The 24140-nt window shown below is 68.4% G+C and carries 20 protein-coding genes; 9 read left to right on the plus strand and 11 right to left on the minus strand.

The annotated features are described in order from the left end of the window. Positions 1-137: 137 nt before the first annotated feature. The gene (locus tag CDO46_RS21785) at positions 138-1079 is read left to right on the plus strand and encodes a LysR family transcriptional regulator (protein WP_087840697.1); all 942 of its coding nucleotides are present in this window, start codon (positions 138-140) and stop codon (positions 1077-1079) included. Positions 1080-1110: 31 nt separating this feature from the next. On the opposite strand, the gene CDO46_RS21790 is transcribed toward CDO46_RS21785, so the two are convergent. From CDO46_RS21790 to CDO46_RS21815, 6 genes are all read right to left on the minus strand, one after another. Beyond that, positions 1111-2700 carry a bifunctional 3-(3-hydroxy-phenyl)propionate/3-hydroxycinnamic acid hydroxylase gene (locus tag CDO46_RS21790; RefSeq protein WP_087840698.1) on the minus strand — a complete coding sequence of 530 codons (1590 nt, stop codon included), beginning with the start codon at positions 2698-2700 and terminating at the stop codon, positions 1111-1113. Between the two features lie 5 nt (positions 2701-2705). Further along, the gene (locus CDO46_RS21795; protein ID WP_243724657.1) at positions 2706-3467 is read right to left on the minus strand and encodes an IclR family transcriptional regulator; all 762 of its coding nucleotides are present in this window, start codon (positions 3465-3467) and stop codon (positions 2706-2708) included. Between the two features lie 7 nt (positions 3468-3474). Continuing rightward, entirely contained in the window at positions 3475-4308 is an 834-nt protein-coding gene (locus CDO46_RS21800) for a VOC family protein (protein ID WP_087840699.1), read from the minus strand. A gap of 113 nt (positions 4309-4421) precedes the next feature. After that, a complete protein-coding gene (locus tag CDO46_RS21805; RefSeq protein WP_087840700.1) occupies positions 4422-5393 on the minus strand; it encodes a tripartite tricarboxylate transporter substrate binding protein in 972 nt (323 codons plus the stop codon). A gap of 117 nt (positions 5394-5510) precedes the next feature. Next, positions 5511-6686, minus strand: a complete 1176-nt coding sequence (locus CDO46_RS21810; protein ID WP_165963317.1) for a Rieske 2Fe-2S domain-containing protein — start codon at positions 6684-6686, stop codon at positions 5511-5513. Between the two features lie 84 nt (positions 6687-6770). Then, positions 6771-8168, minus strand: a complete 1398-nt coding sequence (locus CDO46_RS21815) for an amidase (protein ID WP_165963316.1) — start codon at positions 8166-8168, stop codon at positions 6771-6773. Positions 8169-8250: 82 nt separating this feature from the next. On the opposite strand from CDO46_RS21815, the gene CDO46_RS21820 reads away from it, so the two are divergent. From CDO46_RS21820 to CDO46_RS21835, 4 genes are read left to right on the plus strand one after another with little or no spacing between them, the layout of a single operon-like run. Beyond that, positions 8251-8556 (plus strand): hypothetical protein, encoded by a 306-nt coding sequence (locus CDO46_RS21820; protein ID WP_087840703.1) that lies wholly within the window; start codon positions 8251-8253, stop codon positions 8554-8556. Beyond that, entirely contained in the window at positions 8557-9381 is an 825-nt protein-coding gene (locus tag CDO46_RS21825; protein WP_087840704.1) for a hypothetical protein, read from the plus strand. Next, positions 9378-10271, plus strand: a complete 894-nt coding sequence (locus CDO46_RS21830) for an ABC transporter substrate-binding protein (RefSeq protein WP_087840705.1) — start codon at positions 9378-9380, stop codon at positions 10269-10271. The genes CDO46_RS21825 and CDO46_RS21830 overlap by 4 nt, the downstream gene beginning before the upstream one ends. Positions 10272-10310: 39 nt before the next feature. Next, positions 10311-11084, plus strand: coding sequence for an SDR family oxidoreductase (locus CDO46_RS21835; protein WP_087840706.1), 774 nt, complete (start codon positions 10311-10313; stop codon positions 11082-11084). A 24-nt stretch (positions 11085-11108) separates the two neighbouring features. Here the strand turns inward: CDO46_RS21835 and CDO46_RS21840 are convergent, their stop codons facing one another. Beyond that, complete coding sequence (locus tag CDO46_RS21840) at positions 11109-11552, minus strand: MarR family winged helix-turn-helix transcriptional regulator (RefSeq protein ID WP_165963315.1); 444 nt, start codon at positions 11550-11552, stop codon at positions 11109-11111. 186 nt (positions 11553-11738) lie between these two features. Continuing rightward, positions 11739-14324: a bifunctional aconitate hydratase 2/2-methylisocitrate dehydratase gene (gene acnB / locus CDO46_RS21845; RefSeq protein WP_087840708.1), complete on the minus strand. Its 2586-nt coding sequence runs from the start codon at positions 14322-14324 to the stop codon at positions 11739-11741. Positions 14325-14493: 169 nt separating this feature from the next. On the opposite strand from acnB, the gene CDO46_RS21850 reads away from it, so the two are divergent. The 4 genes from CDO46_RS21850 to tcuB all read left to right on the plus strand — a co-directional run bounded on the left by CDO46_RS21850 (position 14494) and on the right by tcuB (position 20008). After that, complete coding sequence (locus CDO46_RS21850) at positions 14494-16371, plus strand: serine hydrolase (protein ID WP_087840709.1); 1878 nt, start codon at positions 14494-14496, stop codon at positions 16369-16371. Between the two features lie 7 nt (positions 16372-16378). Beyond that, positions 16379-17308 carry a LysR family transcriptional regulator gene (locus CDO46_RS21855; protein WP_087840710.1) on the plus strand — a complete coding sequence of 310 codons (930 nt, stop codon included), beginning with the start codon at positions 16379-16381 and terminating at the stop codon, positions 17306-17308. Positions 17309-17385: 77 nt separating this feature from the next. Next, positions 17386-18804: an FAD-dependent tricarballylate dehydrogenase TcuA gene (gene tcuA / locus CDO46_RS21860; RefSeq protein ID WP_087840711.1), complete on the plus strand. Its 1419-nt coding sequence runs from the start codon at positions 17386-17388 to the stop codon at positions 18802-18804. Then, entirely contained in the window at positions 18791-20008 is a 1218-nt protein-coding gene (gene tcuB / locus CDO46_RS21865) for a tricarballylate utilization 4Fe-4S protein TcuB (protein ID WP_087840712.1), read from the plus strand. Before tcuA ends, tcuB begins: the two co-directional genes overlap by 14 nt. A gap of 15 nt (positions 20009-20023) precedes the next feature. On the opposite strand, the gene CDO46_RS21870 is transcribed toward tcuB, so the two are convergent. From CDO46_RS21870 to CDO46_RS21880, 3 genes are read right to left on the minus strand one after another with little or no spacing between them, the layout of a single operon-like run. After that, a complete protein-coding gene (locus CDO46_RS21870) occupies positions 20024-21682 on the minus strand; it encodes a thiamine pyrophosphate-binding protein (protein ID WP_087840713.1) in 1659 nt (552 codons plus the stop codon). Beyond that, on the minus strand, positions 21679-23130 hold the full coding sequence (locus CDO46_RS21875) for a sulfatase-like hydrolase/transferase (protein WP_087840714.1): 1452 nt from the start codon (positions 23128-23130) through the stop codon (positions 21679-21681). Before CDO46_RS21875 ends, CDO46_RS21870 begins: the two co-directional genes overlap by 4 nt. 4 nt (positions 23131-23134) lie before the next feature. Further along, a complete protein-coding gene (locus tag CDO46_RS21880) occupies positions 23135-24055 on the minus strand; it encodes a tripartite tricarboxylate transporter substrate-binding protein (protein WP_176400814.1) in 921 nt (306 codons plus the stop codon). Positions 24056-24140: the final 85 nt, after the last annotated feature.

Raw genomic sequence — 24140 nt, forward strand, 5'->3', positions numbered from 1 at the left:
ACTCCGTTTTTCTCGTTGATCTTTCAGCCTGAATCAAGGGTATGTGCTAATTGCTTGATTGACCGTGTAGGAATAATGCGCCTTTTGAAGGCATAATTGAAATCAATAAGTCGAATTGTTGGCATAAGGATTGGATTATGGTTGGCCGCGTGGACCTGAACCTGCTCCTGACCCTGGAGACCCTGCTCAACGAGTTGAACGTCACGAAGGCGGCGGTCAAGCTCAACAGCAGCCAGCCGGCCGTATCCGCGCAGTTGGTGCGGCTGCGGCGCATGTTCGACGATCCGCTGCTGATCCCCGGCGCCCGCGGAATGACGCCCACGCCGCGCGCGCTGGAGCTTGCCCCCCGGCTGTCCGAACTGCTGGACGGATTCCGGGCGCTCGTCCAGCCTGACCATTTCGATCCCAGGACCGCGCAGGGCAGCATCCTGATCGGCACCAACGATGCGACCCAGTGCCGGCTGGCCAAGTGGTTCGGCAATCTGGCCGATATGGCGCCGGGCGTGCAGATAGGCTTCGTCACCGCGAATCGCTCGACGGTGCCGGACGTCGAGCAGCACATGGCCTCGGGCCAGGTGGACCTCGTCATTTCGCGCCGTTCGGCCTTTCCCGACCGGCTGCACGTGCGCCCGCTGCACGACGAGACCTTCGTCTGCGTCATGCGCTGGGATCACCCCTACCGGAAGAAGCAACTGACGCTCAAGGACTTCGTCGCCATGCGGCACGTCATCGTGCTGCCCCTGGGCGGGGAGTTCGACGACGTCACCGACGAGATCCTGAAGGAAATGGGACTGTCGCGGCAGACCGTCGTGTCCGTGCCGAGCTTTCTCGTGGCCGAGCGCGTGCTGCGCAACACGGACTTCGTCTCGGTATTTCCGACCTCGCTGGCGCGCGGCATGATGTCCACGCTCAAGAACTATCCGCTGCCCTATACGCTGCCCAAGTTCGAGTTCGCGATGGCCTGGCACGTCCGCACGCACCTGAGTCCGCTGCACCGCTGGGTGCGGGACCAGATCGCGGAAGAACTGATGGTGGGGCGCGAGGAAGACGGCGATCCGATGAGCCAGATCGCCTGGTAGGCCCCGGCTCCCCCGGGCGCGGAACCCGCCGCTACGCCCGGTAGCGGGCCAGCAGCGCCCGCAGTTGCGCCGCGTCGTCCTTGCCGCCCGACAGGAAGGCAAGCACATAGCGGTCGGGCCGGACCAGCATGGCCTGCGCGCCGGCCTCGGCCATCACCCGCGCCAGGACGCCTTCGCAGTCCCGCACGACCAGGCGCTCCGGCGTCTCGGGCCAGGGGAAGTCATCCTCGGCGGGCACCAGTTCGACCCGGCGCACGCCCATCGACGCCATCCAGCTTTCGACCTCCGGATCCAGCGGCTGGCCCGCCCGGCACAGGCAGGCAAAGCCGGGGCCGAGCGCCTCGTCCAGCAGGCGCCGCCGGCCCCCGGGCCATTCCACGCGAGGCTGCGGCATCAGTTGCCCCGCCTTGATGGCCGTGTCCGGCGCCTGGCAGGGCACGAAGAAACCGTCCCCGAAACGCGGCTTGGGCTTGAACTTCAGTTGCAGGACATAGTCCCGCGCCGGCGGATACAGGCTGCACAGCTTGAGCGCCCATTGGGCGGCCATGGCTTCCAGCCGCGACTTCGGTTGCATGTAGCGGCCGATGCGTATCGCCATCTCGATCAGCGCCCAGGCGTGGGGCTTGCGTTCCTGCTCATAGGTATCGAGCAACGCCGGACCGCACAGCCCGCGCACCACGGCGTGCAGCTTCCACGCCAGGTTCGTGGCGTCGCGCACGCCGCTGTTCATGCCCTGGCCCGCGAACGGCGGCGTCAGGTGGGCGGCGTCGCCCGCCAGCAGCACCCGGCCCTCGCGCCAGCGTTCGGCCAGGCGGGCATGGAAGGTGTAGACCACCTTGCGGGCGATGGGCAGGTCCTCGTCCAGCGGCTCGCGCTCACGGATCCAGCCGCGCAGCCGGGCTTCGTCCAGCACGTACTCGGCGGTCTCCCCCTCCTTCAGCATGAACTCGTAGCGCACCGTGCCCTGCGGGCCGGGCAGGCGTATGGCCGGCCGGACCGGATCGCAGTAGGTCCGCGTATGGCGGAAAGGCGTCTTGCGATCGAGCAGATCCACGATCAGCCACTTCTCGGCGAAGGTGTTGCCCGACAGCGGAATCCCCAGTTGTTCGCGCACGCCGCTGCGGCCGCCGTCGCACGCGACCAGCCAGTCGCAGCTCAGCGTGACCGGCGTGCCGGCGTGGTCGATCTCCAGCACCACCTTGTCGCCCATTTGCTCGAAGCGCCGCAGCTCGTGCCGGAACCTCGTCTCGACATGCGCAAACCGCCGCAGCCCGTCGCGCAACTGCGCCGCCAGCACGGCCTGCCGGAAGGCATTGCGCTTGGGATAGCCGTATTCGGTCGATTGCGGCTCGATGCGCGCGAACTCGCGACCCGACCACGAGAAGTAATGGACTCCGTAGCCCTGGACGATGGACGGCAGGATCTCGTCGATCAGACCCGCCGCCTGGGCCGTGCGCAGGCTCTCGTCGTCGATCGACACGGCGCGGGGTTCATCCACCGTCGATGCATTGCGTTCCAGCAGCAGCGTGCGGACGCCGTAGCCTCCGAGCAGGTTCGCGAGGGTCAAGCCGGTCGGGCCGGCACCGAGGACGATGACCGGATAATGGGAGGTTGCGTGCATGATTGCTATCTTTTGCTGCGAGCCCGCAGACGTTCGTTTTCGAGAGTCGATTCGATGGAGGATGCGACCGAGAAGACCTTGGACAGCACGGTCTTGCTGCGCGCGGCGGGCAGCCTGGCCAGCGGGATGACGACACTGAGGCTGCCCAGCACCCGCTGCCCGTCCAGCAGCGCCACCGCCAGGCCCGCCATGCCCGCGTCGACCTCGCTGTGCGTCACGCAGGCCTTGGCCTCGCGCAGCGGTTCGAGCTCGGCCAGGAAGCCCTGCAGGCCGGACGGAAAGCCGGCCGCGACGATGGTGGCGCGGTCCCGATTCCACAACCGCTCCAGTTCGGCGCGGGGCAGGTGCGCCAGGATCACCTTGGAGGTCGCGCCCCGGTACAAGGGCATCGCCCGGCCGCGCTCATAGCTGACCGGCGTGACCGGATCCGAGGGCATCTCCTGGTGGATGCACAGGACTTTGTCGCCATGCACGCGGCACAGCAGCACGGTGCCGCCCGTCTCCGCGGCCAGCTTGCGCAGCAAGGTGCCGGATGCCTGCAGCAGCGGGTCGGCCAGCCGGATCTGCCGATCCAGCTCGACGATCAGCGGTCCCAGCGCATAGCCCCGGTCGGCCACCCGTTCGAGCAGGCCGGCTTCCTCCAGCGCCTTCAGGTCCCGGTAGATGCTGGCTCGCGACACGCCCAGCTCGTCCATGAGCTGGGCCGGCTTGCGCACCGGGCGGCTGAGGTCGAAGGACTCGAGTATGCGCAGCAGGCGTTCGGACACGATGGACTCAATCGCGCATGATGGCCTTGCCCCAGAGGTTGAGGGTGCGCTCTTCGTGCACCCACACCCCCGCGGGACGATCCGGCGGGCAGACCTCGATCTCGGCCGAGATCTCGGCCAGGTTGCCGTCCGGGTCGCGCACCATGAAGAACACGTCGTTGCCCGGGCCATGGCGGCCGATGCCCCAGACGATGGTCTCGCGGATGGAGGCCATGTGGTCGCCCCAGGCCTTCATGTCGTCCCACGACATGGTCTCGAAGGACTGGTGGTCGAAGCAGCGCACGGGGGCGCGGAACAGCGCCAGCGCGTGGTGCAGGCTTTCCGTGCGCAGGAAGCAGGCGCGCAGCACGCCCTCGTCGTCCTGGACGCGATCCGACAGCGTGAAGCCGAGCACGCCCTCATAGAAGGCCAGCATCGGCGCGGGATCCAGGGTACGCAGCGCGAAGTGCTGCAGATGAGCGCCGGGCAGCGTGTCGCGGGACGGCACGCCCGCCGGCGTGCCGGGGCGCAGCGCGAAAACGATCAGGTTGCCGTCGGGATCGCGCGCCGCCAGTGCCTCATCGCACGCCACCGGCAGCGGCGGCACCTCGATCGTCGCCCGCGCGCCCACCCGTTCCTTGAAGGCCTGCCAGCGGCCGGCATCCGCGAAACCGAACAGCGCGTGTTCCAGCCGGTTGGCCGGCCCTTCCGACAGCACGAGCGTGCGTCCCGGCGCCGCGCACACCCAGCGGCCGTCTTCGACGCGCGCGGCCAGCCCGTGCGTACGGGCATAGAAATCCGCCAGCCGCTGCGGGTCCGGCGAGGTCAAATGCAGATGATGCAGCGATGCGCCCAATTCCATTGTTTCGTTCCACCCATGGCGTTTCATTCCTGTTGGGCGAACTATCCCGCGCCAGGTACCCGGCGTCAACGGAATTTCTCACATACTGAGACGATAAGCGTGGAAGAAGCGCATTAGTTGGCTGCGATGCCTCGAGCCTCGATCACGCGGGTCCAGCGTGCCAGGTCCATGCGCACCAGCGCGCTCAACTCCGCCGGCGTGCTGACCGCGCTCGTCATGCCCTGGGCCTTCAGGCTCTGCTGCATGTCCGGCTCGGCCAACGCCGCTTGCATCTGGCGATGCAGCCTGTCGACAATGGCCGGGGGCGTACCCGCCGGCGCGAACAGCCCATACCAGAGATCGACGTCGAAGGGCTTGCCCACCGATTCGGCCACGGTCGCCACGTTGGGCAGGGCCGCCTGGCGCACGGGGCTGGATACCGCCAGGGCATGCATCTTGCCGGCCTCGATCTGCGTCAGCGCCGACTGGATGGGTACGAAACCCACTTCTACCTGTCCGCCGGCGATGGCCGTCACGGCCTCGCCCGCTCCCTTGTGGGGAATGTGCACGATGTTCATGCCCGTCGCTTCCTTGAGCAGTTCCATGGCCAGGTGCTGCGGCGTGCCAACGCCGGACGACGCGTAGTTGTACTGGCCGGGCGCCTTCGCGGCGGCGGCGATGAACTCCGAGAGATTGCGCGCCGGAACCTTGCTGGATGCCACGAGCACCATCGCCCCCTTGAACAACAAGCCCACGGACGCGAAATCCTTGACGGGATCGTAGGGCAGGTTCTTGTACAGGCTGGGGTTCATGGCCAGCGTATTGGCGACCACCAGCAAGGTGTACCCGTCCGGCGCCGATCGCGCGACGAACTCGCTGCCGATATTGCCTCCCGCGCCAACCTTGTTCTGCACGATGAATGGCGCCTTCATGCCGGCGCGCAGCTTCTCGGCCAACGCCCGCGTGGCGGTATCAATGCCAGTCCCCGCGCTATAGGGCATTACCAGCGTTACCGCTCGTGCCGGATAGTCAGGCCCCTGCGCATGCGCCGGACAGGCCATCACGGCCGCGACTCCCATTCCCAGGACTGCCACAAGCTTCTTCATGCTCCACCTCTGCTAGACGCCATGCGGCTCCCCTGCGGGCAGCCGGGTGCACTTCGGAAGACACGGCCGGCGGTCCACCAGAACCGCCGCCGCCAGACGGTACCGCCACTACCCTGCTCAGACCGGAAACACCAAAGTGGCCGGCGCGGGCGTCGGCTCGTCGGCGGGCGCGCGAAGGCCGTCAGTCTGCTGTGCCTCGAACGCCGCCGCAATACGTCGCCTGATCCGGATCATGTCTCGATCCGGGCCGAACAGGATCTCGTTCGCGCGGGACTCCACCAGATCGCCCGCCACGCGCGCCATCTCGCGGTCCTCGGCCGAGGTCTTGAGCTGCCTGGGCTTGACCACGCTTTCGAAATGCTGCGCCAGCCGCTCGCGCGCTTCCGGCGTGTCGGCACGCCACGCCGCGTAGCGGAAAAGCCGCGTGCGGTGATAGTCGATGGGCACCTGGAACAGCCGCGACACATAGGGCGCGGCGTCAGCCTTGGGCCGCAGCACGTTGGACACCAGGCCCGGCAGGTTGAAGCGCTCGCCCTGGATCTTGTCCAGGCCATGTCCGTGGTCCAGCATGTTCCCTTCCAGGTCCACGGAGATGCCGCGCAGGCCGTGGCCGTCGGTCTCGACGATCTTCACCCGTCGGTCTTCCAGCGGCGTCAGCTTCTGCGCGGCGCCCGCCTCCCCGTCGCCCAGATAGCGCGCCACGGCTTCGTGATACTGCGACTCCATGTGCAGCGTGACGGCGTGATAGGCATCGCTGCCGTCGATCACCAACAGCCAGTTTGCGTCCCATTCCTCGGTGGGTAGCCGGAAATGCACGAAGCGGTCGGGGTGCAGGAGCTCTTCCGGCACGCATGTTTCGATGGGCGGCGCGGGGAAGCGGTCGGTGTCCCCGATATAGGCCCAGACGTAGCCGCCCAGTTCGGCACAGGGATAGGACCGGGCGCGCGCCTTCTCCAACTGACCGGCGCTGGCCTCCGTGTCCCACGGAATCAGCGTGCACGCCCCCGTGCCATCGAATCGCAGGCCGTGGTAGGCGCACTGCAGCTGCCCATCCAGCACCCGGCCGCTGGAGAGCCGCACGTACCGGTGCGGACACCGGTCGAACAACACTCCGGGCACGCCGGCCCCGTCGCGGAACACCACCAGGTCTTCGTCCAGGCACCGCACGCCGACCGGCTTGCCGGCGGGCAGTTCCTCGCTTTGCATCACGGGATACCAGTAGTTCCTGAGTCCCCGCTCCAACCCTCGCGGCACGCCGCGGACGAGTTCGGAACCATCCTGCTTGTCGCTCACCTTCCCCTCCTTGTCGGACAAGACGCTGGCCATCGCAATCGATTAGATAGCTAACGTTTTATTAAGAGAAAAACCAAAACCGGTTCATGCCAACATCGCCTGCTCGCATTCCCACGCCCAGGCCAACAGTTGCGCGTCATCGCCGGGCGCCCCGGTCAACTGCATGCCGATGCCGGCATGCCACGGCACAGGCACCGAGATCGACGGCGCCCCGGCCGCGTTGGCGAACGTCGCGTACAGGGCGCCGGCCCGCGGCGACGCCTCGAGGCCATCGATGGTGGCCGGATACGGCGCATCGAGCGGCCACGCCAGACAGGGAGAAGCCGGGGACAGGACCACGTCCGCCTCGGCCCAAAGCGCCCGCGTGCGCTGCCGCCAATCGAGCAGGCGCGCGATGGTGCGATACACGTCCACGGCCGACGGGCCCGACGAACGCCGCGCGAGATCCCGCAGGGCGGCCGGCAGCGCGGACTCGTCCAGGCCGAGTTCGCCGATGGCGGCGCGCACGCCATGCGGAATGAGCTCCAGCCAGAAGGCGTCGACCTGCGCGACCGAGTACGGCATCGGCTGCCAGACGACCCGATGGCCCGCGCGCGCCAGGCGCTCCACGCATTCGTTCAGCGCGGCCGTGACCACGGGCTCCTGCCCCTGGTCAGGCGGCAAGACGGCCACGATGCGCGCCCGCCGGGCCTGCGCCCGCGCGCGCAGCCAGGACTCGGGCCGGGCCGCCTGCCCGGCTCCGGAAAAACGCGACGCGTCGACGGCGATCGCCGTGGCCATCAGGGCACAGTCCTCCACCGACCGCGCCATGGGGCCGACCACCTGGAAATCCAGCGACGTGCGGGGAAAACCGGAGGACGACAGCACCACGCCGGCCGAAGGCTTGAAGCCGACGGTGCCGGTATAGGCCGCTGGCCGCCGTATCGATCCGCCCGCGTCGGTCGCCAGCGCCAGCGCGCCCATGCCCGACGCCAGCGCGGCGCCGGCACCGCCGCTGGAGCCGCCCGGCGTCATGGCCGGGTCCAGGGGATTGCGCGTCGGGCCGTACACGCCATTGCCGGTCGTGGCCGCCAGGGCCATGGGCGGGACGTTGGTCTTGCCCAATATGATCGCGCCCGCCTCGCGCACGCGGGCCACCACCGGTTCGTCATGATCGGGAACGAAGGCGGCCAGCGCCTCCACGCCCCATGTCGCCGGCAGCCCCCGCACCCAGAGATTGTCCTTGACCGTCAGCGGGATGCCGTCGAGCGCGCCGCCGGGATTGCCCGCCGCGCAGCGCCGGTCGGCGGCGCGGGCCTGGGTCAGCAGGGACTCCGCATCGACCTGCGCGACGACGGCATTGAGCGCCGCATTGCCCGCCCCTATCCGCTCCAGGACGGATTCGACCAGCTTCACGCTGGTCAGCCGGCCGGCCCGCAACAAGGCGGCGCTTTCGCTGGCGCCTAGCCGCCACGGATGACCACCTGGGTGAATCGCGCTCACGGGTACCTCCCGGCTCCGATGTTGATTGACACTATACACCAAACAATTTAGATTGCTATCTAATTAATTTCGGGATGGCGCCATGAGTCTTTACGCGGTCCAGAGAGTGATCTTCGAACTCAAGCACGACAAGCCCCGCGCCGCGCTGCTGCGCACGGACCCCCACGCCGCGCTGCGGGATGCCGGCCTGACCGAGGCGGAGCGCGACGCCCTGGCCGGCGGGGATCTGGCCGGGCTCTACCTGATGGGCGTCCACCCCCTGCTGCTCGCGCCGTACTCGCGCATGGCCGGCCTGTCCCGCACCGACTATCAACGCGCGCTGGCCCCGCTCAAGGGCGCGCGCCATTTCTCCAGCGACTACCGGCTCGACGGCCACAGCGAGGCTTGAATGGGATCCCTAGAATTCGCCGCGGCGATGAGCCATGCGCCCGGCATCGCCGCCTTCACTCAGGCCGCCCCCGCCGTGCAGCGGCAGGCCTTCCTCAATGCCGCGGCCGCCTTGAAGACGGCGGCCTCCGCGGCCAGGCTGGACGCGATGGTGGTGATCGCGCCGGATCATTTCTCCAACTTCTTCATGGGCAACATGCCCGCCTGCTGCGTCTCGCTGAACGAGCGCTACAGCGGCCCGGTGGAAGACTGGCTGGGCATGCCCAGGATGGACGTTCCCGGGGCGCCGGGCCTGGCGGACCTGATCATGCGGCACGCCTATGGCCGGGGCATCGAACCCGCGGGCGCCGCGCAGACCGAGCTGGAACACAGCGTCATCGTTCCGCTCTCGCTGGTCACGCCGGCATTCGATGTTCCCGTCGTCTGGGTCATGATGAACTGCCAGGTACCGCCGCTGATGTCCCTGCCCCGCTGCCATGAGCTGGGCCGCGCCATCCGCGCCGCCATCGACGCCAGCGGCCTGCGCGTGGGCGTGCTGGGCTCGGGCGGGCTGTCCCACGCGCCCGGCGCCGCCGAGGCCGATCGGCTGGACGAGGCGTTCGACCGCGAGTTTCTGTCCATGCTGGACCGGGGCGACCTGGACGCGATCCTGTCCATTCCCCCCGCCCGGCTGGACGAGGCGGGCTTCGGCGCCTGGGAAGTGCGGCTGTGGGTGACCGCCATGGGCGCGGCCCATGACCGTCGCCCCCGTACGCTGGCCTACGAGCCGATCGAGGCCTGGGACACCGGCTGCGCGGTCGCGATCTTCGACGGAGCCGGACGATGACGCCGCTGCCCACCGTGCGGCTGGCGCTGGGCCTGCGCTCGACGGCGCAAAGCCTGGGCGTCATCGGCCGCGATGCCGGCGTCTTCCGCGAACAGGGACTGGAGCTGGTCATCGCGCGCGAGGAAACCGCCGGGCCCGAGGGCGTGCGCGGCCTCGTCGCCGGGGAATACGACCTGGCCGAATTCGGCGCGGTGCCGCTGGTGCAGGCCGTCTACGAAGGCCATGACCCGGTCATCCTGCTGGCGGCCGAACAGACCAACGCCATGTACCTGCTCGGCGCCGCCCGCATCGGCGGACCGCGTGAATTGGCGGGGCAGAAGATCGGCGTACTCAGCGCCGCCGGGCAGACCGGCGTCAGCGCCGCCGCCATGCTGGACAAATGGGCGTTGCCTCGCGCCGACGTGGAACTGGTGGAACTGGGTACCTATCCCGCCATCTACCGCGCCTTGCAGGATGACCGCATCGCCGCCGGTGTGCTGACCGCCGACTACGGCGTCGCCGGTTCGGTCGCCTTCGGCCTGCACCGTCTGGCCGATCTGGGCGAGGAACTGCAGTTCCAGGGTCCCATTGTCGCCACGACCCGGCGCTACGCCCGGGCGCACCCCGACCTCGTGCAGCGAGCCGTGACCGCCTACGTGCGCACCATCGAACTGTTCAACGACCAGCCGCAACGGGTCCTGGCCAGCGTGCAGCGTCACCTGGGCTTCCTGGACCACGCGCAGGCGCTGGCCGTGCACGACTTCTATTCCCGGCGCTTCCAGCGCCAACCCCATCCGTCCGCGGCCGGCGTGCAACGGGTCATCGACCTGTATGCCGACGGCTCGCGCCCGCCGCTGCGGCTGGAAGACGTCTGGGATCGCACGTTTCTGGACCGCAGCCTGTCGGCATGACCGGCTCGCGGCCAACCACCCCATCGCAAGGATGACACCATGGATCTGGGAATCGCGGGACGCACGGCATTGATCACGGCTTCGAGCAAGGGCATAGGCAAGGCCTGTGCGATGGAACTGGCCAGCCAGGGCGCGAACGTCGTCATGTGCGCGCGTGGACGCCAGCAATTGGAACTGGCCGCCGAGAAAGTCCGGGCCGCGGCGCGCGGCGAAGTCACCGCCATCCCCGCGGACCTGACCTCGGCGCGGGACATCGACGCGCTGGTCGATGCTGCCGAACGGCGGCACGGCGGCATCGACATCCTCGTCTCCATCGGCGGCTCACCCAAGCGCGGCGGCTTCGATGCCATCACCGAACAGGACCTGCGCGACGCCTTCGAAATGTCGGTCATCGCCGCCTTCAGATTGTTGACCCGCACGTTGCCTGGCATGCGGGCCCGCGGCTGGGGGCGCGTGGTCACCGTGCAGTCGCGGGCGGTGCGCGAACCGATACCCGACCTGGTGACCTCGGTGGCCACCCGGCCGGGCGTCAATGGACTGTTCAAGTACCTATCCAAGGAAGTGGCCGGCGACGGCGTGCTGCTCAACACCATCGTGCCCGGACGCATCATGACCGACCGCTTCAAGGGCGGCCAGGACCTGGCGGCGGACAGCCAGGCCTACACGGCGGGCAAGCTGGCGGGCATTCCCGTGGGCCGCTTCGGGCAGCCGGAGGACATCGCGGGAGCCGTCGCCTTTCTTTGTTCCGAACGGGCCTCGTACATCAACGGTACGGCACTGCAGGTGGACGGCGGCGTCATCAACGCCATCTGACCCGCGAGGCCCTCGGGCCTGGCCTCACTCCCCGGGTCCGATATTGGTCTCTATCCGGCCCAGCACCCGCATGAAGGTCGCGAGGTCGGTCTTGCTGATGCCCTGCAAGGCCACCTCGTTGATGTTCTCGACGCGAGGCAGCAGCACTTCCTCCAGGCTCCTGCCCTTCTCGGTCAGGTACACCAGCACCTTGCGTTTGTCCTCGGAGTCGGGCTGCAGCGTGACCATCTTCTGCGCCTCGAGCTTGCGCAGCGCCGCCCACGCGGTGGGCTGGGTCAGCCCCACCATCTCGGCGATCTCGCGCTGGCTGACGCCGTCCTTTTCCCACAGGGCGCGCAGAAAGAACCACATGCCATACGAGATCCCGGCGCTGTTGATCTGCTGTTCCATGATCGGGCGCAGGCGGCGGAAGGTCCTGCCGAGCAGGAAGCCTATGCTGCGATCGATGGGATAGTCTTGAGTGCGCATATTCTTGAACATCATTGGGCCCAGGCAATGATAGCTCACCCACTTTCGTCACACAGATCGACGCTGCGCAAAACCTCCTCTTCGCCCTCATCACCGATTTGCCATGAACGAAAAAAGCGCCCCATACGGGGCGCTTTTCAGCACTGCCGGACAGCCCGACGGGCCGTCCATCATCACCTGTGGCGATCACACACCGACCGAATCGGCCACATCCTTGAAATCAGGGATCTGGTCGAAGTTCATGTAGCGGTAGATGGTCTTCTCGTGCTCGGCCAGGACGCCGGTCTCGGCCATGTACTCTTCCTTGGTCGGGATACGGCCCAGGCGCGAGCAGATGGCGGCCAGCTCGGCGGAACCCAGGTACACGTTGGAGTTCTTGCCAAGGCGGTTCGGGAAGTTGCGGGTGCTGGTCGACATCACCGTCGCACCTTCGCGGACCTGGGCCTGGTTGCCCATGCACAGCGAGCAGCCCGGCATTTCCATGCGGGCGCCGGCCGAACCCAGGACGCCGTAGTGGCCTTCCTCGGTCAGTTGCTGCTGGTCCATCTTGGTGGGCGGAGCGACCCACAGCTTGACCGGGATGTCGCGCTTGCCTTCGAGCAGCTTGGATGCCGCGCGGAAGTGGCCGATGTTGGTCATGCAGCTGCCGATGAACACTTCGTCGATCTTGGCGCCGGCCACGTCGGACAGGGTCTTGACGTCGTCCGGGTCGTTCGGGCACGCGACCAGGGGTTCGTGCACGTCGGCCAGGTCGATCTCGATGACGGCGGCGTATTCGGCGTCGGCATCGGGTTCCAGCAGTTGCGGGTTGGCCAGCCAGGCTTCCATGGCCTTGATGCGGCGGCCGATCGAGCGCTCGTCTTCATAGCCGTTGGCGATCATCCACTTCAGCAGCGTGATGTTGCTGTTGATGTATTCGATGATCGGTTCCTTGTTCAGGCGCACCGTGCAGCCGGCGGCAGAACGCTCGGCCGAGGCGTCCGACAGTTCGAAGGCCTGTTCCACCTTCAGGTCGGGCAGTCCTTCGATTTCCAGGATGCGGCCCGAGAAGATGTTCTTCTTGCCCTTCTTCTCGACGGTCAGCAGGCCCTGCTGGATCGCGTAGTAGGGAATGGCGTTGACCAGGTCGCGCAGCGTGACGCCGGGCTGCAGCTTGCCCTTGAAGCGGACCAGCACGGATTCCGGCATGTCCAGCGGCATGACGCCGGTGGCGGCGGCGAAGGCAACCAGGCCCGAGCCGGCCGGGAAGCTGATGCCGATGGGGAAGCGGGTGTGCGAGTCGCCGCCGGTACCGACGGTGTCGGGCAGCACCATGCGGTTCAGCCACGAGTGGATGACGCCGTCGCCCGGACGCAGCGAGATGCCGCCGCGATTGCTCATGAATTCGGGCAGCGTGTGGTGCGTCTTGACGTCCACGGGCTTGGGATAGGCGGCGGTGTGGCAGAACGACTGCATCACCAGGTCGGCCGAGAAGCCCAGGCAGGCCAGGTCCTTCAGCTCGTCGCGGGTCATGGGGCCGGTGGTGTCCTGGCTGCCGACCGAGGTCATGCGCGGCTCGCAGTAGGTTCCCGGGCGGATGCCCTTGCCTTCCGGCAGGCCGCAGGCGCGGCCGACCATCTTCTGGGCCAGCGTGTAGCCCTTGCCGGTGTCGGCCGGGTTCTTGGGCAGGCGGAACAGGGTCGAGGGCGGCAGGCCCAGGGCCTCGCGCGCCTTGGCGGTCAGGCCGCGGCCGATGATCAGCGGAATGCGGCCGCCGGCGCGCACTTCGTCGAACAGCACGTCGGACTTGATCTCGAACTCGGAGACCACTTCGCCGTTCTTCAGGGCCTTGCCTTCATAGGGGCGCAGTTCGATGACGTCGCCCATCTCCATCTTGGAGACGTCCAGCTCGACCGGCAGCGCACCCGCATCTTCCATGGTGTTGTAGAAGATGGGAGCGATCTTGCCGCCCAGACAGACGCCGCCGAAGCGTTTGTTCGGCACGAAGGGGATGTCTTCGCCGGTCCACCACAGCACGGAGTTGGTGGCCGACTTGCGCGAGGAGCCGGTACCGACCACGTCGCCGACGTAGGCGACCGGGTGGCCCTTGCCCTTCAGTTCGTTGATGAGCTTGAGCGGACCGACCTTGCCCGGTTCCTGCGGCTCGATGCCAGGCCGCGGGTTCTTGAGCATGGCCAGCGCATGCAGCGGAATGTCGGGGCGGCTCCAGGCGTCGGGAGCCGGCGACAGGTCGTCGGTGTTGGTTTCGCCGGTCACCTTGAACACGGTCACCGTCAGGCTTTGCGGCACCTCGGGGCGGCTGGTGAACCACTCGGCATCGGCCCAGCTTTGCAGCACGGCCTTGGCGTTGGCATTGCCCTTGTCGGCCTTTTCCTTGACGTCGTGGAAGGCGTCGAACATCAGCAGGGTCTTCTTCAGGCCGTCAGCGGCGATGGTGCCGACCTGCGCGTCGTCCAGCAGCTCGATCAGCGCGCTGATGTTGTAGCCGCCCAGCATGGTGCCCAGCAGCTCGGTGGCCTTGGCGCGATCGATCAGCGGGCAGGCTTCCTTGCCCAGGGCGACGGCGGCCAGGTAGGAGGCCTTGACCTTGGCGGCATCGTCCACGCCGGCGGGCACGCGGTGGGTCAGCAGATCCAGCAGCGTCTGTTCCTCGCCCTTGGGCGGGTTCTTGATCAGTTCGATCAGATCGGCGGTCTGCTGCGCGGACAGCGGCAGCGGGGGGATGCCAAGCGCGGCCCGCTCGGCAACGTGTTGACGGTAGGATTCAAGCATTGGAGGTGTCCCGGTATGAAGGGATTGAGGGCGATCGCCGGGATTGTAGGACTAGCGGCGGCGAGCCGCAACTGTCTTATATCTTATATAAGACATACACACCCCCTCCGTACGGTCGAGCCGGGATAGAATCATTTTCCCGATAGTCGGCCACCTGGGGGTAATCGAGATGCATTCAAAGAAACTGAATCTGGATTGCCCCACCGGGGCGCAACCGGCCACGGCCGCCCCCCTGCTTTCCCCCTCGCGCCGCCACTGGATACAGTTCGCCGGCGCCGGCGCCCTGCTCCATGCTCTGCCCGGCTGCGGCGGCGACGACCCCAAGCCCGACGCCGGCCGGCTGTCCGAGGCCATCCAGTGGGGGCGGGACGCCATCCGCCAGGCCGTGCAGAAGAATCAGGCCACCGCGGTCTCGGTCGCGCTGATGACCAGCGAAGGCGTGATCTGGCAGGAAGCCTTCGGCGTCGCGGATCCCCAGGGCAACGTCGCCGCCACCATCGATTCCCGCTTCAATATCGGCTCGGTCAGCAAGGTGCTGGCCGCGCTGGCCGCCATGGTGCTGTGCGACCGGGGCAAGCTGGCGCTGGACGCGCCCATCGCCCGTTATCTGCCCGGCTTCTCGATGCTGTCCAGCGAGTACGGCCAGATCACGCTGCGCCATCTGCTCAGCCATTCGTCCGGGCTGCCCGGCACCAATTGGCGCAACATCTTCGCGTTCGAGCCCATCGCCGGCTACGCGCAAGACACCGAGGACGGCCTGGCCTACTTCCACCTGAAGCACCAGCCGGGGGAACTGGCCGTCTATTGCAACGACGGCTTCACGATGGTCGAGAACCTGGTGGCCGCGGTCACGGGCCAGCCGTACGCCGAGTTCGTCCGGCGCGAGATCCTCGAACCCCTGGGCATGGGCCATTCCGCCTACCCGGTACAGGCCTTCCCCGAAGGCAGTTTCGTGCACCCTGTCTACGAAGGGCGGCGCATGGGGCAGGAATTCGTATCGGCCTACGCCACCGGCGGCCTGGCCTCCACGCCCGGCGACATGATGCGGCTGGCGCAGATGTTCCTGGACCTGGGCATGCACCAGGGCAGGCGCCTGGTATCGCAGGCAGCCATCCAGGAAATGGGCACCGACCAGACCACGGGCCTGCGCATCAACCCCTGTCCCGAATGGCGCTGGGGCCTGGGCTGGGACTCGGTGCGGCAGCCCGGCCTGGACAGTGTCGGCATCAAGGCCTGGCAGAAGAACGGCGGCACGAGTTTCTTCTCGACCGAGTTCTTCGTGCTGCCCGACCAGCGCATGGCCCTGCTGCTGACGGGGGCCGGCACCACCTACGGGCCGCTGCGCATCGCCGAAGGCGTGCTGCTGCGGGCCCTGGCCGCCACACGCGCGATTCCGGCCGTGCCGGCGGCGCTGGAAGGCATCCCCGCGGCGGCGTCGCCGTCCATCGATGCCGCCGGCCTGGCGGGCATCTATGCCAATTACGAAGGACCATACAAGGTACAGGCCGCCAGTGCGGGCACGATCGACGTGCTGCACAGGAAGGCCGGCGCCTGGGACCCGATCGCCACGGGCCTGACCCTGCGCGCCGACGGCTGGTGGTGGAACGACGCGCCTTCGGGGAACAGCTACCGCTGGCTGACGCTGGACGGCAAGCACTACATGATCCAGCGCGTGCCGGCAGGCTGGGGACATTACCGGCTGACCATGTCCGTGGGCCAGCGCCTGGCGCCGCTGCCGCCGCTGTCCGCCGCCTGGCAAGCCCGCCTGGGCACGCGCTGGGAACCGACCAACGAATCGCCCGAGTCGGTGGCGCTGGTCCTGGGCGATGGCATCGCCTCGCTGAGCGCGCTGCCCGAGTTGCCGGGATACGTGATGTGGAACGACGGCCAGCTGCTGCGCCCCGATGGCGACGACCGCGCCAGGATGACGATACAGGTGCCCGTCAATCATGGGCGCGACCTGGTCGAGCTCGAATTCTCGACGGTGGACGGCCAGCCGCAGATGCGGTCGGGGTCATCGCTCTATCGGTTGCTGGCAGAGGACTGATCCGACCTTGGAACTGCGCCAACTCCGCTATTTCGTCCGCGTCGTCGAGCTGGGCAGCATGGGCCGCGCCGCGCGCGAACTGGGGCTGGTGCCCTCCGCCCTGAGCCAGCAGATCAGCCGCCTGGAAGGCGAGCTGGCCACCCGGCTCCTGCAGCGCACCGCCACCGGCGTCATCCCCACCGACGCGGGGCTGGCTTTCTGGCGGCAGGCGCAGATGGCGCTGCGCCACGCCGACCAGGCCGTGGTCGCGGCGCGCGAGGCCCGGCTGTCAGGCGCGGTCAGCATAGGCTTCGCGCCGTCGACGGCATCGCTGCTGGCCCGCCCCTTCATCGCCGCCATGCAGGAACGCTATCCCGACGTGCGGCTGCATCTGGTGGAAAGCCTGTCCGGCCATCTGGCGGGCTTGCTGAACGCCCGCCTGCTGGACCTGGCCGTGCTGTTCCAGACCGACAGCGGCCGGCACTGGAGCGTCCTGCCCCTGCTGGACGAAAAGCTGTTCGTGGTGGCCCGGCCCGATCTCGTATCCGACCGCCAGCCCCGCCAGCCGATGACGGTGGCGGAAGCGGCGCGGCTGCCGCTGGCCATGCCCAGCAAGACGCACGGCCTGCGCATCCTGGTCGATGCCGCCTTCGACCGCGCGGGCGTCGAGCCGGACATCGCGCTGGAGATCGACGGCCTGACCACGCTGATGAACACCGTGATCGACGCGCCCATCGCCACCATCCAGCCCGGTGTCGCCGCCGGCGGGATGCATGAAGGGCGCCTGTGCCTGTATCCGCTGGACGACCCGTACCTGTTCCGGCGCAACGTCGTCACCAGCGTCTCGGACGACGAGTTGTCCCCCGCGGCGCTGGCCGCGCGGGTGGTGCTGGCCGACCTGATGCGCACGCTGGTGCGCGACGGCCATTGGCCGGGCGCCACCATTCACGAATCGTGAATACCTATTGCCCACGCGCCGTCTAGCCCGGCGCGGCCGCCCCGCCTACAGTGACTCCTCACTGATAGGAAAGCGGAATGACAGATGTCCTGGTCATCGGCGGCGGCAACGCCGCCTTGTGCGCGGCCCTGATGGCCCGCGAGGCGGGCGCCAGCGTCATGCTGCTGGAAGCGGCGCCCAAGGAATGGCGCGGCGGCAATTCGCAGCACACGCGCAACCTGCGCTGCATGCACGACGGTCCGGAAGACGTGCTGGTCGACAGCTACCCGGAAGAGGAATTCTGGCAGGACCTGCTCAAGGTCACCGGCGGCATCACCGATGAGAAGCTGGCGCGCCTGGTGATCCGGGCATCGTCCAGTTGCCGGGACTGGATGCGCAAGCATGGCGTGAACTTCCAGCCCGCGCTGTCCGGCACCTTGCACATCGCCCGCACCAACGCCTTCTTCATGGGCGGCGGCCGGGCGCTGGTCAATGCCTACTACCGCAGCGCCGAGAACCTGGGCGTGCAAATCCGCTACGGCACGCCGGTGCATGCGCTGGAACTGGACGGCGATCGCTTCGTCGCGGCGCTGGCCGGGGACGAACGCATCCCCGCGCGCGCCTGTGTCATGGCGTGCGGCGGCTTCGAGTCCAACCTGCAATGGATGCGCGAAGCCTGGGGCCAGAACGAACGGGGCGAATGGCCGGCGGACAACTTCCTGATACGCGGCACCCGGTACAACCAGGGCGCCTTGCTGAAGTTCATGATCGACGCCGGCGCCGACATGACCGGCGACCCCACGCAATCCCATTGCGTCGCCATCGACGCGCGCTCGCCGCTGTACGACGGCGGCATCTGCACCCGCCTGGACTGCGTGTCGCTGGGCATCGTCGTCAATCGCGACGCCCAGCGCTTCTACGACGAAGGCGAGGACTTCTGGCCCAAGCGCTATGCGATCTGGGGCCGGCTGGTCGCCTTCCAGCCAGGCCAGATCGCCTATTCCATCATCGATGCCAAGGCGGTCGGACGCTTCATGCCGCCGGTGTTCAACGGCATCCGGGCCGACAGCCTGCCCGAGCTCGCGCGGCTGACGGGGCTGGACGAAACCCGCCTGGAACAGACGGTGCGGGAATTCAACGCCGCCTGCCGGGGCGAACACTTCGACCACACCATCATGGACGACTGCCGCACGGAAGGCATCTCGCCCGTCAAGACGCACTGGGCCCGGCCGCTGGATACGCCGCCCTATTTCGCCTATCCGCTGCGCCCCGGCATCACCTTCACCTATCTCGGCACCAAGGTGGACGAGAACGCGGCCGTGCACTTCGGCGGGCGTCCCAGCCCGAATCTGTTCTGCGCCGGCGAAATGATGTCCGGCAATGTGCTGGGCAAGGGCTATACCGCCGGCGTCGGCATGTCCATCGGCACGGCCTTCGGCCGCATCGCCGGCACCCGCGCCGCCGAGGCCGCGCGGCACCCTCGTATTCACGGAGCACCCGATCTTGAAGCAGCTTGAGCATCTCGCGCACGACGCGCAAACCCTGGCGGCCGGCGTACAGGCCGTGCCGATCCAATGGCGGACCCAGGCCGCCGCGCAAGGCGGCGCCTGTTCGACCGCGCTGACCGCCGACGAGAACGAAGCGGCCCGCGTCCTGCAAATATGCAATGCCTGCCGCTATTGCGAGGGATTCTGCGCGACGTTCCCGGCCATGATGCGCAGGCTGGAATTCGGCAAGGCCGACGTGCACTACCTGGCCAACCTGTGCCACAACTGCGGCGCCTGCCTGCACGCCTGCCAATACGCGCCACCGAACGAATTCGGCGTCAACGTGCCCCGCGCCATGGCCAAGGTGCGCGTGCAGACCTACGGCGACTACGCCTGGCCAGGAGTCCTGGGACGCCTGTACCGGCACAACGGCGTCACGCTGGCCCTGGCGACGGCGTTCGCGCTGGCGCTGTTCCTGGTGCTGGCCGCCGCCATGAACGGCGGCATCCTGCACGCGCCGCTTGCCGGCGATTTCTATGCCATCTTCCCCCACAACCTGCTGGTGGCGATGTTCGGCACGGTATTCGTGCTGGCCATCGTCGCGCTGGGAGTGGGCGTGACGCGCTTCTGGCGGAACGTCTCGCCCGGCTCGCCCACCGCGCCGGCCGTGGCCGAGGCCGCGCACGACGCGCTGCGCCTGAAGTACCTGGACGGCGGACACGGCAAGGGCTGCAATGAAACGGACGACGCGTTCACGCTGGCGCGGCGCCGCTTCCACCATTTCACCTTCTATGGCTTCATGCTGTGCTTCGCCGCCACCTGCGTGGCCACGCTCTACCACTACGCGCTGGGGCTGCACGCGCCGTATCCGCTGACCAGCCTGCCCGTGCTGCTGGGCACCGCGGGCGGCATCGGCCTCTTGATCGGGCCGGCCGGCCTGCTGTGGCTGAACCTGCGCCGCCATCCGGCACATGGCGATCCCGACCAGCGCCCCATGGACCGCGGCTTCATCTGCCTGCTGTTCCTGACCAGCCTGACCGGCCTCGCGCTGCTGGCCCTGCGCGACACCGGCGCCATGGGCCTGCTGCTGGCCGTGCACCTGGGCGTGGTCATGGCCTTGTTCCTGACCCTGCCCTACGGCAAGTTCGCGCACGGCATCTATCGATGCGCTGCGCTGCTGAAGTGGAGCATCGAGCGGCGCCAGCCGAGCAACACGCGGCTGACGCCCGATTGAGCCCATCGCGGGGCGTCAGCCACGCGCCAGCGGCGGCCCCGAGAAGGGTTTGGCGAAAGGCCCGATGGCGCGCATGTCGAACTCCACCAGCACGGCCGGCGCATCGCGGCCGGCCGCATCGCGCAGCACGCGCTCCAGGCCGTCCAGGTCGCGCACCGCGATGTAGTCCATGCCGACCGATTGCGCCAGGGCGCCCAGTTCGAAGCCGTGCAGGTCGCAGTAATAGCGGCGGCCGCCGTAGTCCGCATCCTGGAGGTTGCGCAGGATGCCGTAGCCGCCGTCATTCATCACCAGCATGACGATGCCGGTGCGCTCCTGGACCGCGGTGGCCAGTTCGCCCAGGTTCAGCATGAACCCGCCGTCGCCGGCCAGCAGCCAGGTTTTGCGGTCCGGCCGGCCCGTGGCCGCGCCGATGGCCATGGCCAGCCCCTGGCCGATTCCACCGCCCACGGCGTGGATGCCCTGCCCCGGCGCAAAGACCTGCATCAGGCGATTGCCCCAGGTGCTGTTGGAGATGGTGACGTCGCGCACCCAGCCGAAGTCACGGCCGCACACGGCTTGCAAGACGTCGGCGATGCGGTCGTAGGGCGCGATGGCGCCGCGCATCGTGGCCTGGGCGCGCTGCCTGGCGCGCGCGGCCTCGTCCGCCAGCCCGGCATCGGCCCGCAAGCGGCCCGTCAGCCTGTCGGCCAACCGGGCCAGCGTCAGGCGCGCATCGCCCCGCACGAACAACGAGGTCGGATAGGCCCGCTGTTCGGCCAACGGATCCGCGTCGATCTGGACCAGCGTGCGCGGCAATTGCAGCGTATGGGTCAGCGTTTCCGGCACCCGCAGCCGCGAACCCACGACCAGCATCGCGTCGCAGCTCTGATAGAAAGCCTCGATGGCGGGCTGGCCGTTGAAGGCCCCCAGCGTACGCGGATCGTCCTCGGGCACCGCGCCCTTGCCCTGCAGGGTGGTCACGGCCACGAAGCCCAGGTCCAGCAGCCGGGCGATCTCGGCGCGGGCATGGCGGGCGCCGCCGCCTATCCACAGGACCGGCCGCCGGGCGTCCGCCAGCAGGTCGGCCAACCGGTCCACGGCCGCGTCGTCGGGCTCGACCGGCGCCAGGAACGGCGGCGCCGGCGGCGGCTGCACGTCGACCAGGGCACCCTGCAGGTCGATGGGAATCTCTACGCTGACCGGCCCCGTGGGCGCGGTCAGCGCCAGCCGGACCGCCTCCTGGATCGTGGCCATGGCCGTCTCGGCCGACCATACGCGCAGCGCCGCCTTGGATACCGCTTGCAGCATGCTGAGCTGATCCTTGGCCTCGTGGACATAGGAGCGGCCCCGGTCCAGATAGGGCAGCGCGACCTGACCGGTAATGTGCAGCAGCGGCGTGCCGGCGGTCCAGGCCTCGACCAGCGCGCCGGCCGCGTTGCCGGCGCCGGTGCCCGTGCTGGTGAAGGCCACACCCAACGCACCCGTGGCGCGGGCGCAAGCATCGGCCATGCCCACGGCGCCGGCTTCGCCGCGCGCGCCTATGTAGCGGATGCGCCCGTCGCGCCCCAGCGCATCGAGCAACGGCATGTTGTGGATGGACAGGACGCCATAGGCCTGCCGTACGCCCAGTTCGTGCAGGTACTGGACCAGGGCATCGCCCACGGTGTGCTGATTGGAGATCGATGCGCTCATGAATGCAGGCCTTCGGTGACGGATTGAGGAACAGGCGTGGCGCCGCGGTGCCCGGTGCCGAGCGCGGCTTCGCGGCCGCCGGCCTGGCGGACCAGATCGTCCTGGTCGCGCTTGGCGAGCCGGTCGATCTCTTCGGGATAGAGCCGCTCGCACAGCGCGGTGCGCATGGCATGCACGGTGGCGGCCATTTCGGGACGGGCGGCAAGATCCGTGCGTTCGTGCGGATCGGCCACGATATCGAACAGCTCGGGGCCATAGTCCACGTAGTGGTGGTACTTGTAGCGGCCGCGCACGAGGTAGTAGGCGGCGCTGGGCGATCCAACGCCGTGGTATTCGCCCAGGACGACGCGATCGGGATCGTCCGCTCCCAAGGCCAGATCCCGCAGCGAACGGCCGGGCAACGCGGCCGCGGCCGGCGGCAGGCCCATCGCCTGGAGCACGGTGGGATACACGTCCACCAGGCTGGCATCGGTGCGGCACCGGTGTCCGGCCGGCACACCAGGGCCGGCCAGCACGAGAGGAATGCCCGAAGCCTCGCGATACAAGGTGCCCTTGTTCCACAAGTCGCGGGCGCCCAGGTTGTCGCCATGGTCGGACGTATAGATCACCGTGGTCCGGGCCGACAGCCCGGTCGACTCCAGCGTGTCGAGCACCGCGCCCATCTGCTCGTCCATGAACTCGACCAGCGCGAAGTAGGCCGCCACGGCCAGCCGGACGCGCTCGGGCCCTTCCAGCGCGGCCGCGTGATCGATGTAGGCCAGCGACCTCCTGACCCACGGATGGCGCGCGACGGCCGGCTCCGGCAGGCAGTCGTCGAACAGCGGATCCTCCAGCACGCGGCGCAGGTAGCGCTCCGGCACGACCAGCGGAAAATGCGGCGCGACCATGCCCACGAACAAGGCCCACGGCGCGGGATCGGCAGCGTGCGTGCGCAGCCATTCGCAGGCCGTGGCGCCCACCGTTCGATCGTATTCGTTGTAGGTGGACTCGCCCGCGCCCAGGGACTTGAACATCCCCGAAGGCATGGGCGTATCCGGCAACGGATTGCGCACCGATCCCCAGACCTGGCCGACGCCGCCGGGGATGTGCATGGGCAGCCACTGGCGCCGGAAACCGGTGGGGTCTTCGGCGCGCCGGAAATGCAGCTTGCCGATGGACTCGGCCAGCAGGCCGGCCTCGGACACCTCCTGCATCCAGGAGCGCGCGCGGCCGTCGTAGGCGATGGCGTTGTCCCAATAGCGGTGATCGTGCACGTACCTTCCCGTCGCCAGGCTGGCTCGCGCGGGCACGCACAGCGGACTGGGCGTCCACGCGCGCTCGAACACCGTACCCCGGCGTGCCAACCGGTCCAGGTTGGGCGTGCGCACGCAAGGATGGCCGGCGAACCCCGCTACCCAGGGGTTGTGCTCGTCGGACAGCAGCACCAGGACATTGGTGGGCTCGGCCATGGCGTCATTTCTCCAGCGAGAAGCCGGTACGCTTGACCACCGCGGCCCACTTGGCGTCCATCGCGCGCATGGACGCATCGAGCTCCTGGCTGGACAAGGACAGCGGATCGAGCGACATGCGCTCCAGCCCTTCCCGGTAGGCCGGCGCCTGGCAAGCCTTGACGAGAGCCCGGACCAGGGCCTGCCGGACAGGGGCCGGCACCGTCGCCTGCGTGTACGCGCCGTAGAACAGATCGCTGGCAAGATCGGCAAATCCGGATTCCGCCACCGTGGGAACGTCGGGCATGAAGGGGCTGCGCCGCGTGCCGGTCATCATCAGCACCCGGACCTTGCCGGATTTGTAGGGCGTGACCAGGTTGGGCAGGGCCGAGATCACGGCCGGCAGATGGCCGCCGGAGATGTCGTTCAGCGCCTGCGCCCCGCCCCGGTAGGGCACATGGATCAGCGGCACGCCCGACAGGCGTTCGATCTCGGTGCCAATGAAATGCGGTTCGGTGCCCGCGCCCGGCGTACCGTAGGACGCCTCGCCCGGGTGAGCCTTGGCCCAGGCCAGGAAATCGGCCATGGTCCGCGCCGGCGCGGCAGCGCCGACCGCCAAGCCGAACTGGTAGCCGCACAGCGTGGTCAGGCTGGCGACGTCGCTCATCTTGTAGCCCAGGCTCGCGTTGATGCGCGGCGCGATCGTGAACACGCCCGGCGGGGTGATCAGCACGGCGCCGCCATCGGCGGGCGAGCGCAGCAAAGCCTCGACGCCGATCTGTCCGGCGGCCCCGGCATGGTTCTCTACGATGGCCAGATAGCCGGCGCCGCGCAATTGGTCGCCGGCCATGCGCGCGGCCACGTCGACCGCGCCGCCGGCAGGTCCCGCCACCAGCAGCCGGAGCCTCGTGGCCGGTTGACTACGCGCCGCACGGCAGGTCATCATGGATGTCGCTGCAGCACTGAGGAAGTGGCGCCGGGTGAGCATCATCGTCTCCAAAGCAGAATGGAGCACTCATTCTAGGGAGCCG

It is taken from the genome of Pigmentiphaga sp. NML030171, from assembly GCF_002188635.1.
Taxonomy (GTDB): Bacteria; Pseudomonadota; Gammaproteobacteria; order Burkholderiales; family Burkholderiaceae_B; genus Pigmentiphaga; species Pigmentiphaga daeguensis.